The 13141-nt window shown below is 67.8% G+C and carries 15 protein-coding genes; 3 read left to right on the top strand and 12 right to left on the bottom strand.

The genetic code is table 11. The features are described 5' to 3' along the window. Nucleotides 1–80: 80 nt before the first annotated feature. From FHP25_RS33130 to FHP25_RS42325, 9 genes are all read right to left on the bottom strand, one after another. Nucleotides 81–662 carry an NUDIX domain-containing protein gene (locus tag FHP25_RS33130; RefSeq protein ID WP_231712569.1) on the bottom strand — a complete coding sequence of 194 codons (582 nt, stop codon included), beginning with the start codon at nucleotides 660–662 and terminating at the stop codon, nucleotides 81–83. A gap of 88 nt (nucleotides 663–750) precedes the next feature. Beyond that, nucleotides 751–1536 carry an SDR family NAD(P)-dependent oxidoreductase gene (locus FHP25_RS33125; protein WP_147851271.1) on the bottom strand — a complete coding sequence of 262 codons (786 nt, stop codon included), beginning with the start codon at nucleotides 1534–1536 and terminating at the stop codon, nucleotides 751–753. 80 nt (nucleotides 1537–1616) lie between these two features. Then, complete coding sequence (locus FHP25_RS33120; RefSeq protein ID WP_147851270.1) at nucleotides 1617–2180, bottom strand: HNH endonuclease; 564 nt, start codon at nucleotides 2178–2180, stop codon at nucleotides 1617–1619. A 171-nt stretch (nucleotides 2181–2351) separates the two neighbouring features. Next, nucleotides 2352–3356 (bottom strand): ABC transporter ATP-binding protein, encoded by a 1005-nt coding sequence (locus FHP25_RS33115; protein WP_147851269.1) that lies wholly within the window; start codon nucleotides 3354–3356, stop codon nucleotides 2352–2354. Continuing rightward, nucleotides 3356–4348 (bottom strand): ABC transporter ATP-binding protein, encoded by a 993-nt coding sequence (locus FHP25_RS33110; protein ID WP_147851268.1) that lies wholly within the window; start codon nucleotides 4346–4348, stop codon nucleotides 3356–3358. Before FHP25_RS33110 ends, FHP25_RS33115 begins: the two co-directional genes overlap by 1 nt. Nucleotides 4349–4356: 8 nt before the next feature. Then, complete coding sequence (locus tag FHP25_RS33105; protein ID WP_147851267.1) at nucleotides 4357–5235, bottom strand: ABC transporter permease; 879 nt, start codon at nucleotides 5233–5235, stop codon at nucleotides 4357–4359. Further along, a complete protein-coding gene (locus FHP25_RS33100) occupies nucleotides 5235–6176 on the bottom strand; it encodes an ABC transporter permease (RefSeq protein WP_147851266.1) in 942 nt (313 codons plus the stop codon). The genes FHP25_RS33105 and FHP25_RS33100 overlap by 1 nt, the downstream gene beginning before the upstream one ends. Before the next feature lie 27 nt (nucleotides 6177–6203). Beyond that, on the bottom strand, nucleotides 6204–7001 hold the full coding sequence (locus FHP25_RS42330; RefSeq protein ID WP_218578784.1) for an ABC transporter substrate-binding protein: 798 nt from the start codon (nucleotides 6999–7001) through the stop codon (nucleotides 6204–6206). Next, nucleotides 6998–7813 (bottom strand): ABC transporter substrate-binding protein, encoded by an 816-nt coding sequence (locus FHP25_RS42325; RefSeq protein WP_218578782.1) that lies wholly within the window; start codon nucleotides 7811–7813, stop codon nucleotides 6998–7000. Before FHP25_RS42325 ends, FHP25_RS42330 begins: the two co-directional genes overlap by 4 nt. Before the next feature lie 179 nt (nucleotides 7814–7992). On the opposite strand from FHP25_RS42325, the gene FHP25_RS33090 reads away from it, so the two are divergent. The 3 genes from FHP25_RS33090 to FHP25_RS33080 all read left to right on the top strand — a co-directional run bounded on the left by FHP25_RS33090 (nucleotide 7993) and on the right by FHP25_RS33080 (nucleotide 10899). Next, on the top strand, nucleotides 7993–8652 hold the full coding sequence (locus FHP25_RS33090) for an RraA family protein (protein WP_147851265.1): 660 nt from the start codon (nucleotides 7993–7995) through the stop codon (nucleotides 8650–8652). Nucleotides 8653–8916: 264 nt separating this feature from the next. Beyond that, a complete protein-coding gene (locus FHP25_RS33085) occupies nucleotides 8917–9798 on the top strand; it encodes an amidohydrolase family protein (RefSeq protein ID WP_231712567.1) in 882 nt (293 codons plus the stop codon). Nucleotides 9799–9837: 39 nt separating this feature from the next. After that, on the top strand, nucleotides 9838–10899 hold the full coding sequence (locus FHP25_RS33080; protein WP_147851264.1) for a LacI family DNA-binding transcriptional regulator: 1062 nt from the start codon (nucleotides 9838–9840) through the stop codon (nucleotides 10897–10899). A 147-nt stretch (nucleotides 10900–11046) separates the two neighbouring features. Here FHP25_RS33080 and FHP25_RS33075 read toward each other — a convergent pair whose 3' ends face one another. The 3 genes from FHP25_RS33075 to FHP25_RS33060 all read right to left on the bottom strand — a co-directional run bounded on the left by FHP25_RS33075 (nucleotide 11047) and on the right by FHP25_RS33060 (nucleotide 13103). Next, the gene (locus FHP25_RS33075; protein WP_231712566.1) at nucleotides 11047–11826 is read right to left on the bottom strand and encodes a 2OG-Fe(II) oxygenase; all 780 of its coding nucleotides are present in this window, start codon (nucleotides 11824–11826) and stop codon (nucleotides 11047–11049) included. Then, nucleotides 11823–12356, bottom strand: coding sequence for a methylated-DNA--[protein]-cysteine S-methyltransferase (locus FHP25_RS33070; RefSeq protein WP_218578781.1), 534 nt, complete (start codon nucleotides 12354–12356; stop codon nucleotides 11823–11825). Before FHP25_RS33070 ends, FHP25_RS33075 begins: the two co-directional genes overlap by 4 nt. A 273-nt stretch (nucleotides 12357–12629) precedes the next feature. After that, nucleotides 12630–13103, bottom strand: coding sequence for an ester cyclase (locus tag FHP25_RS33060; protein WP_147851263.1), 474 nt, complete (start codon nucleotides 13101–13103; stop codon nucleotides 12630–12632). Nucleotides 13104–13141: the final 38 nt, after the last annotated feature.

Below are 13141 nucleotides of genomic sequence, written 5' to 3'. Positions count from 1 at the left end.
GCTCCAGCGCCGCTCATGAGTCCGGCGCTATGCGCCGGATGCGGCGCTGGAGCGCCGCGGCCCGGCCATAGGGCATCGCACTACCCGGCCAGCAGGCCTTTGAGCTGGGCGTATTGCAGCAGCATGATCGTCTTGGCATCGATGATGTCGCCGCGCTCGATCATCGCCAGCGCCGCCTCGAGCGTCGGCTCGATGACCTCGATCTCCTCGCCTTCGCTGGCATCGCCGCCGCCTGCGGCGATGCGATCGGACGGATCGTACTCGGCCACGAAGAAGACCAGCCGCTCGGTGATGCTGCCGGGGCTCATGAACGCGTTGAAGACGCGGCGCGGCTGGCTCACCCGATAGCCCGTCTCCTCTTCGGTCTCCTTGCGGATGCAGGTTTCGGGATCGTCCGCGTCGAGCCGGCCGGCCGGGGCTTCGATGAGCGGCTCGGGGTGGCCGTTGACGTAGGCCGGAAGGCGGAACTGCCGTATCAGCACGACGGTGCGCGCCGTCCGGTTGTAGAGCAGGATCACCGCGCCGTTGCCACGATCATAGGTCTCGCGATTCTGGGTCTGCCACGTGCCGTCCTTGCGCAGGTAGTCGAAGGTCGTCTTCTTCAGGATGGCCCAGTCGTCCGACAGGACCTTCACATGCTTGATGCGGATGCGGTCGTGGATGGACCCGTTCATCGGATGACCCTGCTCTGGTGCGGGCGGAGCGCCGCCGCGGTAGACTCGCCGGCCCGGCGCGTCGCGCCCGCCTGCTTCACTTCGCGTAGTAGCCGCCGTCGACCACGAGCTGCGTGCCGGTGACGAAGGCCGCTTCGTCGCTGGCGAGATAGAGCACGGCGTTGGCGATGTCCTTGGGCTCGCCGAAGCGGCCCAGCGGCTCGTTCTTCATCAGCGTGTCGCGCGCCGCGTCGGGCTCGCGGTAGGCGGCGATCACGCCATCGAGCATCGGCGTCTGCATGAAGCCGGGATGCACCGAGTTGACGCGGATGTTGGCCTTCAGCAGCGCGAACTCCAGCGCCGCGGCGCGCGTCAGCAACGTGACGCCACCCTTGCTGGCGCAGTACGCGCTGGAGCCTTCGGCGATGCCCACAAGGCCCGCGATCGAGGAGATGTTGACGATCGAGCCGCCGCCGCAGCGCTTCATTGCCTCGGCGCCATGCTTGACGCCCAGGAAGACGCCGTCGAGGTTGACCGCCATCACCTTGCGCCAGCGTTCCAGGCTGAGCTTGTGGATCCAGCCGCCATCGGCGGTGCCGGCGTTGTTGACCACGATATCGAGCTTGCCGAATTCCTTCTCGGCGCGGGCCACGGCCGCCGACCAGCTGTCGTCGCGGGTGACGTCCAGCGTCTGCGCGACGGCGCGGCCGCCGGCCTGGCGAATGCCAGCCGCCGCCGCTTCGGCCGGCTCGGCGCGGATGTCGGCGATCATCACGGCGGCGCCTTCCTCGGCCAGCCGCTCGGCCGTGGCCTTCCCCAGGCCCGACGCAGCACCCGACACCAGCGCCACCTTGCCGGCGACGCGTCCCGTCCTCTCGACCATCTGCAACTCCTCCCATGCGTGAACGCCGGGAGGCTATCGCGGGCGTCAGGCGAAGGCGAGGCGAACGGCGTGCCCGTTCCTCACACCGGATCGAGCTCGGTATCCCAGTAGAGATAGTCGCGCCAGCTCTCATGCAGGTAGTTGGGCGGGAAGGCCCGGCCGTTCTCCTGCAGCTCCATGGCGCTGGGCTCGTACGGCATGCGCAGCGGATGCATGTGCGCCTGATGCGGCAGCCGGTTGCCCTTGATCAGGTTGCACGGGCTGCACGCCGTCACGACGTTGCGCCATGTCGTGCGTCCGCCCTTCGACCGCGGCACCACGTGATCGAATGTCAGGTCGTGCGCCACGAAGTCGTCGCCGCAGTACTGGCACGCGAAGCTGTCGCGCAGGAAGACGTTGAAGCGCGTGAATGCAGGCCGCCGATCGGCCGGCACGTACTCCTTCAGCGCGATCACGCTGGGAAGCTTCATCGTCAGGCTGGGGCTGCGGATGGGGCGGTCATACTCCGCCACGACGCTCACCCGATCCAGGAACACCGCCTTGATGGCGTCCTGCCATGACCACAACGACAAAGGAAAGTACGATAGCGGCCGAAAATCGGCGTTCAACACCAGCGCCGGGCAGGCCTCAGGCGCCGGCAACATCGGATTGACTCCGCGCAACGAACCGCGCGTATGTCGCTTCGTTCGTCATGGCGCGGATAGTGCCACTTTCGGAGCAAAACACAACGAATAGATTCCGTTTGCAGGCGTGCGAATTTGTAAATTCACGGCGCGGTAACCGAACCGTTGCATTGCCGTCATCGGTCGGAAAGATCAGTCCTGCCGGACATGGCACGCCACCGCATGGCCATCCTTTCCTGCCATCAAGGCTGGCCGTTCCCGGGCGCATCGCTCCGTGGCCAGCGGGCAGCGCGTCCGAAAGGCGCAGCCCGAGGGCGGATCGATCGGCGACGGAATCTCACCGCGCAAACCCGTGCCGCGGCGGCGTGTGCCCGCGCGGTGACGCGTGGCGGGATCGGGCACGGCGGCCAGCAGCGCCTCGGTATAGGGGTGGCGCGGCGCCGAGAAGAGGCGCTCGACCGGTCCGATCTCGACGATCCGGCCGAGATACATCACGGCGACGCGATGGCTGATATGACGCACCACCGCGAGGTCGTGCGAGACGAAGAGGTAGGCGTAGCCGGCCTGCGCCTGCAGGTCGCCCAGCAGGTTCAGCACCTGGGCCTGCACCGAGACATCCAGGGCCGAGACCGGCTCGTCGAGCACGATCAGCTGCGGCTCGGGCGCAAGGGCGCGCGCGATGCCGATCCGCTGGCGCTGACCGCCCGAGAATTCATGTGCACGGCGGCTGACCACATCGGCAGGCAGCCCGACGCGCGCCAGCAGAGCCTCGACCCGTGCGGCGATATCCGCTTCAGGCGCAATGCGAAAGTTGCGGATAGGCTCGCCCAGGATCTGGCCGACCGTGAGGCGCGGGTTGAGCGAGGCGAAGGGGTCCTGGAACACCATCTGCAGATTGCGGCGCAACGGCCGCATGGCGCGCGGCGGCAGGCTCTCGATCGAGCGGCCGAACAGCTGGATGCGGCCGGCCGTCGGCTCGATCAGCTTCAGGCAAAGCCGCGCCAGGGTGGATTTCCCCGAGCCCGATTCACCCACCAGGCTCAACGTCTCGCCGCGGCGGATCGAGAAATCGACGCCGTCGACGGCGCGCAGGCTCTTCCTGCCGCGCCCCAGCCATGAGCGCGCCACCGTGAACGACTTGGCAAGCCCGGCGACGTCGAGCACCGTTTCAGCCGGGGAGGGCGCGTCCTGCAGCATCACGCGTCCCCGCCGGCGTGGTGGCAGGCCACGGCATGGCCCGAGGAATCAAAGGGCCGCAACAGCGGCGTCTGCGCTCGGCATTGTGCTGTGGCTGCCCGGCAACGGGGCGCGAAGGCGCAGCCGGTGACGCCGGCGCGCAGCGACGGCACCATGCCCGGGATCTCCGTCAGCCGCGCCCGCTGGCCGGCGACGGTGGGCGTCAGGTTCGGCCGTGCCGCGAACAATCCTTGCGTATAGGGGTGCAGCGGCCGGGAGAAGAGATCATCGACCGCCGCGTCCTCGACGACGCGTCCGGCATACATCACGACGACGCGATCGGCGACGTCGCCGACGACGCCGAGGTCGTGCGTCACCAGGATCACGGCCGTGCCCATCGCCTCGCAAAGCTCGCCGATCAGGTCGAGCACCTGCGCCTGGATTGTGACGTCCAGCGCCGTGGTCGGCTCGTCGGCAATCAGCAGGCTGGGCGCGCAGGCGACGGCAATCGCGATCATCACACGCTGGCGCATGCCGCCGGACAGCTCGTGCGGATACTGATCCAGCCGCCGCGACGGATCGGGGATCTGCACCCGCTCCAGCAAGGCCAGCACGCGCTCCCGTGCCGCCCTGCGCGACAGCCCGTGATGGCGACGCAGCCCCTCGGTCAGCCGCCGCCCGATCGTCAGGACCGGATTGAGCGAGGTCATCGGCTCCTGGAACACCATGCCGATGCGATCGCCGCGCAGCTGCCGCAGCGCCGTCTCGCCCAGGCTGGTCAGCTCCTGGCCCTGGAACCGGATGCTGCCGCCGGCCAGGCGGGCCGGCGGCGAGGGCAGCAGGCGCAGGATCGACAGCGCCGTCACGCTCTTGCCGCAACCGGACTCGCCGACGATGGCAAGCGTCTCGCCGGCGCCGACCTGGAAGCTGACGTCGTTGACCGCGTGCACGACGCCTTCGGGCGTGTCGAAGCGCACGCGAAGCTGGTCGATGCGCAGCAGCGGCTCGGTCATGGCGCCGCCTACTTCATGCGCCGCGCCAGGCGCGGGTCGAGCATGTCGCGCAGGCCGTCGCCCAGCATGTTGATGGCCAGCACCGTCACCGACAGGCACAGGCCGGGGAACAGCACCAGCTGCGGCGCGACCTGGAACACGGTGCGGCCCTCGGCCATCATGTTGCCCCAGCTCGGCGTGCTGGAGGGCACGCCCGCGCCGATGAACGACAGGATCGCCTCGGTGATCATGGCGGACGCCGCGATGTAGGTGCTCTGCACCACCAGCGGCGCGACGGCATTGGGCAGGATGTGACGGAACAGCAGGCCGAAGAAGCCGGTGCCCGAGGCCGTGGCGGCCTCCACGAACGTGGCCTCGCGCAGCGTCAGCACGATGCCGCGGGCCAGGCGCACCACGCGCGGCACCTCCGCCACCACGATGGCGATGATCACATTGCCCAGGCTGGCGCGGGTCAACGCCATCAGCGCGATCGCCAGCAGGATGGCGGGGATCGCCATCAGGCCGTCCATGATGCGCATCATCACGGCGTCGATGGTGCGGTCGAAGCCTGCCAGCAGGCCCAGCAGCAGGCCGATCCCGGTGGCCAGGGCCGCCACGGTCAGGCCGGTGATCACCGACACCCGTGCGCCGTAGAGCGTGCGGCTCCACACGTCGCGGCCCATCATGTCGGTGCCGAACCAGAACTCCGGTGACGGCGGCCGCAGGCGCTTGGCGGTCGACAGCGCCGTGGGGTCGATCGAGGCCAGCCAGGGCGCGGCGATGGCCATGGCGCAGACCAGCCCCAGGATGATCAGTCCGGCCGTCACGGTGGGATGCCGCCGCCACGCCGGGCGACGGCGCACGGCATGTGTGACGGCGTCGTCGTCGAGGGCGCTTGCCGTGGCCATCAGGTGAACCGCACGCGGGGATCGAGCCAGGTGTAGCTGAGGTCGATCAGCAGGTTGATCAGCACGTAGATGCCGGAGAACAGCAGGATCACGCCCTGGATCACCGGAAAGTCGCGGCGCGCGATGGCATCGACGGTGAGGCGCCCCAGGCCGGGGATGGCGAACACCGTCTCGATCACCACCGCGCCGCCGACCAGCAGGGCGATGCCGATGCCGATCACGGTGGCGATCGGCACCGAGGCCGCCTTCAGCGCATGTAGCCACACCACCTCGCGCGGCAGCAGCCCCTTGGCGCGCGCGGTGCGGATGTAGTCCTCGGCCAGCACGTCCAGCAGCGCCGCCCGCGTGGTGCGTGCGATCAGCGCCGCATAGACCAGGGCCAGCGCCAGGCCGGGCAGGATCAGGTTGCCCAGCCAGGGCAGCACGCCGCGCGCCAGCGGCGTGTAGCCCTGCACCGGCAGGATCGGCCAGGAGATCGCGAAGCCCAGGATCAGCAGGTAGGCCAGCACGAAGATCGGGATCGAGAACCCGGCGACGGCGAGCATCATGATGACGCGATCGGGCACGCGGCGCACGAACACCGCCGCCAGGACGCCTGAGGGTATGCCGAGCAGGATCGCCAGCACGATGGTGACGACGGCCAGCGAGAAGGTCGGCCCGATGCGCTGGACGATGAGCTGGGCCACCGGTGTGTTGGTGAAGATCGACACACCCAGATCGCCGTGCGCGATGCTCCAGCTCCAGCGCGCGAACTGCACCAGCAGCGGCTGGTCCAGTCCGAGCCGGTTGCGGATCTGCGCGATCTGCTCGGCCGTGGCGTTCTCGCCGGCGATGACCGAGGCCGGGTCGCCCGCCAGCCGCGCCAGCAAGAAGACGACCACGGCCACGACGATCACGACCGGGATCGTGGCGACGAGGCGGCGCAGCACGTAGCCCAGCATCCGCGACCCTCCCGTCCGCGCCGCCGATTACTTCTTGGTCAGGTTCCAGAACACCGGGATGCCGCTGGGGATGATGCCTTCGACCGACTTGCGGTAGGCGGTCGGGATCACCAGCGTGCCAGTGACGATGTAGGGCACCACCTCGAAGGCCCGCGCCTGCACCTTGTCGGCCTGCGCCTTCTGCTCGGCCGGGTCGGTGAGCGTGAGCCACTGCGTGCGCAGCGTTTCAAGCTCCGGGTCGGTCGGCCAGCCATAGGCGGCGTTCTTGGCGCCGCCGGCGCGCAGGCCGGTGGCGATCGCCGGCGTCAGCACGTCGATGATGGTGGCGTAGCTGTGGAACAGGCTCCAGCCGCCCTGGTCCAGCGGCGCCTGGCTGTTGATCTTGCCGATCGCGGTGCCGAAATCCATCGTCTGCAGGTCGACGTTGAAGCCGGCCTTCTTCAGGTTCTCGGCCGTGACCAGCGCTGGCGCGTGCGAGTAGTGCACGTCGGCCGGATCCAGGACCACGACCCGCTCGCCCTTGTAGCCGGCTTCCTTCAGCAGGCGCTTGGCCTTCTCGAAGTCGGCCTGCTTGAGATGGCCATCGACGCCGGCCATGCTTTCGTACGGCGTGCCGCCGCAGCCGAAATAGCCCGGGCACGGCTTGACCCAGCGCGGATCGGAAGAGATCGCGTTGAGGTAGTCCGGCTGGCTCACCACCGCGAGCAGCGCCTGGCGCACCTTGGGATTGTCCATCGGCGGGTGCAGGTGGTTGATGCGGATCGACAGCTGGCTGCCGATCGTGTCCATCGGCCGCACCGTGATGGCGGCGTTGCGCTCGATCACCGGCACCAGGTCGGGGCCGGCACTTCCAGCCAGTCGACCTCGCCCGTGCCCAGCGCCGCCATGGCCACCGCGGCGTCCGGTACCGACATCCATTCGACGCGGTCGACATTCACCACCTTGCCGCCGGACAGGAAGTCGGCCGGCTCGCTGCGCGGCTTGTAGTCCGTGTTCTTGACATAGACTGCCTTGCCGCCCGGCACCCATTCGGCGCGCACGAACTTGAACGGACCCGAGCCCGTGGTGTCGTCGATCTGCTTGAACGGGTCGGTCTGCGCCACACGCTTGGGCATCATGAACAGCGGGTTGTTGCTGGGCTTGGCCAGGGCCTCCAGCACCTGACCGAACGGCTGCTTCAGCGTCAGGCGGAAACGCTGCGCGTCGATCACCTCGAGCGCCTCGGTCGCGGCCAGCAGACGGTTGCCCAGCACATCGCGCGCGCCCCAGCGCCGGATCGAGGCGACGCAGTCCTCGGCCGTCACCGGCGCGCCGTCGTGCCACTTGAGGCCGGCGCGCAAGGTGAACTCCCAGCGCATCTTGTCGGGCGTCGCGGTCCAGCTCTCGACCATCTGCGGCTGCGGTCGCAGCTTGGAATCCAGGCCGAAGAGCTGATCGTAGATCATGTAGGCGTGGTTGCGGGTCACGTAGGCCGTGGTCCACACCGGGTCGACCGATTTCAGGTCGGCCTGCGGCACGAACCGCAGCACGGTCTGCGCGGCGGCCGACGCCACGGTCATGGCCAGGGACGCAGCGGCCAGCACACCAGCCAGGCCACGGATCAGGCGGCCACGGTGGCCGGCAGGACGATCACGCATCGAATGCCCATTTGTCGTATGGCGATGACTTTAACGTTATAGGAAAATCAGCGCAATGCGGATTCAGCGCGACGTCGAAACCCACTGGATATTGACAAAAAACACGCGAAATACCTATAACGTTAAAGTCAATTCGAGACGATGGCGCACCTGCCACCGCCTCCAAGGAGGCCATGCCCATGAAGCAGTTCAGCCTGCAGGAGATCGCAGACCGCTTCTTCGCGTCCGTCCTGTCGGACTGCCTCGACCAGGTCGGCTGCAGCCGCCAGGCGATGCCGCCGCGGATCCGGCCGCTGGACGAGGCGCGGGTGATGGTGGGCCGTGCCCGCACGGCGCTCTATGTCGACGTCTATCACGTCGAGCCGGGCGAGAATCCCTACGAGCTGGAGATCGGCCTGGTCGACAGCCTGAAGCCGGGCGAGCTGCCGGTGTTCTCCTGTGGCGCCAGCGGACGGATCGCGCCCTGGGGCGAGCTGCTCTCGACGGCGGCGGCGGCGCGCGGCGCGGTGGGGGCGCTGATGGATGGCTGTGTGCGTGACATCCGCGCGATCCGCGCCATGGGCTTCCCGGTGTTCCACGGCGGCATCGCACCGCTCGACAGCAAGGGCCGCGGCAAGGTCATCGCCGTCGACGTGCCGGTCGAATGCGCCGGCGTGGCCGTCACGCCCGGCGATCTCGTCTTCGGCGATGCCGACGGCCTGGTGGTGATCCCGCAGGCGGTCGAGGCCGAGGTGCTGGCGCTGGCCGACAAGAAGGTCTCCGGCGAATCGAAGACCCTGGAAGAGCTGAAGGCCGGCCAGAAGCTGGGCGACGTCTTCGCCCGCTACGGCATTCTGTAGTCTTGATCCTGCTCCCAGCACAGACGCCAGGAGGGTGGACATATCTCGTGATGGCAGCCTCGCTGTCATCCTGAGCGAAGCGAAGGATCTTTTAGACCGTCGAGTTGCACGAGCCCGGCACGCTTAGGCACGGTGCCCCATTGATGGTCCCGTGCGACAGGACGGTTCAAAAGATCCTTCGCTTCGCTCAGGATGACACTGAGCGCGCCCTCCAGAAGATCTATCCAATTTCCTGGCGCCGGTGCGGGGAGCAGGGTGTCCCGCATGAAAGCAAGGAAGGCCGCGATGATCGTCGATTGCCATGTCAACGTGTACGAGGACAGCCAGATGCTGCCGCTGCACACCACCTCCACGGCGCATGCGCGGCCGGGTGAGCTGTCGCCGCGGTCCGATCCGGACACGGTCTATGCCGCGATGAAGGACGTCGACAAGGCCATCATCTTCTCGCTGCGCTACAAGGATTCGGTCGGCATCGACGGCGACGACGAGGTGACGGCCCGGGCGGTCGCCAAGTACCCCGACAAGCTTGTCGGCTTCGCCTGCGTCGATCCCCGCATGCCCAACTACATGGACCTGCTGGTGCACGCCATCGAGGATCTGAAGCTGAAGGGCGTGAAGTTCGGTCCGATCTACAACGGCGTGTCGCTGCTCGATCCGCGGCTGGTGCCCTTGTACGAGTACCTGCAGCGCAACAACCTGCCGCTGACCATGCACATGGGCACCACCTATGGGCGTGTGGCGCCGATCGAGTACGGCCGTCCGCTCGACGTCGATGCCATCGCCACGCGCTACCCCGACCTGAAGATGATCATGGCCCACATGGCGCACCCCTGGTACGAGGAGTGCATCGTCGTGGCGCGCAAGCAGCCCAACGTCTATTGCGAGGTCTCGGCGCTCTTCTATCGGCCCTGGCAGTTCTACAACATCCTGATCGCGGCCCAGGAATACCTGATCACCCATCGCAACAAGATCTTCTGGGGCACGGACTTCCCTTTCTCCCAGGTCCAGGAATCGATCGACGGGCTGCGCGGCATCAACAAGCAGGTGGAAGGGACCAACCTGCCACGCGTGGCGCAGGCGACGATGGACTACATCCTGCACTCCAATCCCTTCGAGCATTGGTGGCATGGCGGCTATCCCGGCTAATAAGATGTGGCCGTCCCGCACCACGACGGCCCAGTGAGAATGGCGAGCAGATCACGGAGCAACCCGAACCGGCGCATCACCATCCGCGACGTTGCCGCCGCTGCCGGCGTGACGCCGATGACGGTCTCCAACGTGCTGAACCGTCGGGCCGGCGAAGTCGGGCGTGAGACCCAGGATCGTGTGATCGAGGTCTGCCGCCAGCTTGGATACAAGCCGCATGCCAGCGCCCGCCGCCTGCGCACCGACCGGCGCATGGCGGTCGGCCTGGTGATCGTCGATCCGTCACCGAACTATCTCTCCGATCCGTTCATCGCGGCGCTGTTCGCGGGCCTCACCGATTGCCTCGGGCCGCAGGGCTACAGCCTGGTGCTGCACGGCTCCCATCCTGACGGTGTCGGTGCGATCCCGCTGCTGCAGCAGATCGAGACCGACGCGCTGTGCGCCGTGCTGTCGGGCAGCCTGCGTCAGCGCCGGGCCTTCATGCGGCGCCTGGCGGAGGCGCGCCAACCGCTGGTGCTGCTGCAGGAGGAGCATTCGGAGCTGGTCGGCGGCCTGGCCGGCGACGACGTGTGCACCGTGGTCCAGGACGACCGTGGCGGCGGCGTGGCTATCGCGCAGCATCTGCTGACGGGAAGCTGCCAGCACATCGTGATGCTGGTGCCGGAAATCGAATGGTCGGCCATGGTCCGCCGCGAGGCCGGGCTGCGCGCCGTGCTGTCGCGCGCCCGGCCGCGGCGGACGCTGCGCATCTTGCCGTGCGGCGATGAAGGCTACGTCGCCACCCAGGCGGCGCTGGCCGCCTATGTCGCCCGCCATGGGCTGCCAGACACGGTCGTGGGCGGCAACGACCAGATGGCGATCGCGGCGATGAAGTTCTTCCAGGCCCGCGGGCTGGTGGTGCCCCGGGATATCCGCGTCACCGGCTTCAACGGCTTCGAGGTCTGGCGCTACTCGTCGCCGGAGCTCACCACGGTCTTCTCGCCCGCCTACGACATGGGCCGCAACGCCGGCCAGGCCATCCTGGCGCGGCTGCAGAACGGGCGCTTTCCGTTCCGCGAGCAGGTGCTGTCGGTCACGCTCCAGGCCAACGGCTCGTCGTAGCCGCAGCTATCGGTGGAAGGCGAGTCGCCACTGTCATCCCGAGCACAGCGAGGGATCTCCCGCGAATGGCGTACTGCGCGTCTCTCGCAGGAGATCCCTCGCTGCGCTCGGGATGACAGGTGCGTTGGCGACCAGTGATCGCAGGTGCTAGGCGGCATCGTGGAAGATCACGCCGAGCGTGCGCCGCTTGCCGGCGTGGAGCTTGCTGACGCCGTGGTTCAGCTTCACCTGATAGTCGCCACGTACCCCTTTCATTGGCCGGCTGTTGACCGCGAAGATGGCGGCGTCACCCTTCTTGAGCGGCAGGACCATGGCCCGGGTCTGCATGCGGGGGCGCTGCTCGGTCATCACGAACTCGCCGCCCTCGAAGTCCTCGCCGGGCTGGTCCAGCAGGATGGCGATCTGTATCGGAAAGACATGCTCGCCGTAGAGGTCGCGATGGAGGCAGTTGTAGTCCTCCGGCGCGTACTCCAGCAGCAGCGGCGTCGGGCGGGTCTGGCCGGCCTGGTGGCAGCGCTCGAGGAACGCGGCGTGGTGGGGCGGGAAGCGGGCATCCTTGCCCATGCGCTCGTGCCATTGATTGGCGATCGGCACCAGGTGGGGATAGGCGGCCGTCCTCAGTGCCTGGATCAGAAGCGGCAGGGGATAGCTGAAATATTTGTACGCGCCGCGACCGAAGCCATGCCGGGCCATGATGACGTGGCTGCGGAAACCCTGCTCGCGGTGGTAAAGGCCGGCGATGAGGTCGGCCTCGGCGTGCGTCAGCAGCCGCGGCGCGATGGCCCAACCCTGGGCGTCGAGATCGGCGTGGACCGTCGTCCAGTCCACGCCGCCCACCCGCGCCTCGATCGCCGTTGAGGATGCGGCCGGCAGGGCCTCGATGGCGGCACTGTCGGTCCGCGTCTTGCGCAGGTTGAGGGACATCATGCCACCCCTTCCATGTTGATCAGGCGGCGCTTGCGCTGCACGCCCCAGCGATAGCCGGAGATCGAACCGTCGGACTTCACGACGCGGTGGCAGGGCACGGCAACCGCGACACGGTTCGCCGCGCAAGCCGAGCCGACCTCCTGGGCGGTCGCCGCCATCGGCAGGCTCCGGGCGATCGCGCCGTAGGTCTGCGTGTCGCCCGGTCGGATCGACTGCAGTGACTTCCAGACAGCGATCTCCAGGGGCGAGCCGCGCAGATCGAGCGCCAGATCGGTGCCCAGATGCGGCGCGTCGACCAGGGCGACCGCCTTGGCGATGGTCTGCGCAAGGCCGGCCTGGTCGGAAACGAGGTCGGCGTCGGGGAAGGCATCCTTCAGGTCGCGCAGCAGCCGTGCACTGTCCTCGCCGATGAAGAGAGCGACGACGCCCTGTGCGCTTGCGGCGACCACGATGGTTCCGAGGGCCGCATCGCCGTAGCCGAAACGCAGGCTTTCGCGTTCGGTGGCAGCGGAGATTTGCGATGTCATCATGGGCCTCTCTCGTGTTGAGCCCCGAAGATGGGCTTTCGCGCTCAGGCCGACACTCCGTCCTTTGCTTTCAAATCCATTCTTCCGGCTGTGTCGATGGCCTTGGTCGGGCAAAAAAAGAGCGCCAGGAGAACCTGGCGCTCTGCACCGCAGGTGCTGCCGTCCTGACGAAGGGCGGCATCCGGGATCAGGCGGCGCGCAGCAGCCCGAGCTGGGTCAGGGCGGTGACACCGTCATCGAGGCCGATCTCCTCGATACGAAGGGCGGCATCCGGGATCAGGCGGCGCGCAGCAGCCCGAGCTGGGTCAGGGCGGTGACACCGTCATCGAGGCCGATCTCCTCGATGATCCTGCCGTCCTTGAGCTTGAGGACGGTGACGCCGGTGAAGTGCATCTTCCGGCCCGTGCCGGCAGACAAGCCGCCGGCAAGGAAATCCTCGAAGGCCGGGCCGGTGTGCGTGCCGCCGCCCTCCCATTGGCCGACGACGTAGTCCCCCTCGGCGATGAGGTCGGCCGTGCCCCAGAAGTTCAGGTCGGGGAATGCGGCGCGGAAGTCGGTCATGAAGGCCTTGATGTCCTGGCGGCCCTTGCGCGGCTCATGCAGCGAATATTTCAGCAGCATGTCCGGCGCGGCAATCTCGTCGACGACGCTCAGATTGCAGGTCTTGCCCCAGAAGTCGGTGAACCAGCGGCCGACGATCGCCTTGTTGTCATATCCTGCAAGCTCATGGAGTGCCTCTCGATGTTGCATCAGAGGCCACCGGATACGGACCGATGGCCTTGGCACTG

Source organism: Vineibacter terrae (assembly GCF_008039615.1).
In the GTDB taxonomy this organism is placed as follows: Bacteria; Pseudomonadota; Alphaproteobacteria; order Reyranellales; family Reyranellaceae; genus Vineibacter; species Vineibacter terrae.
This window is presented reverse-complemented; position numbering and strand designations above follow the sequence as displayed.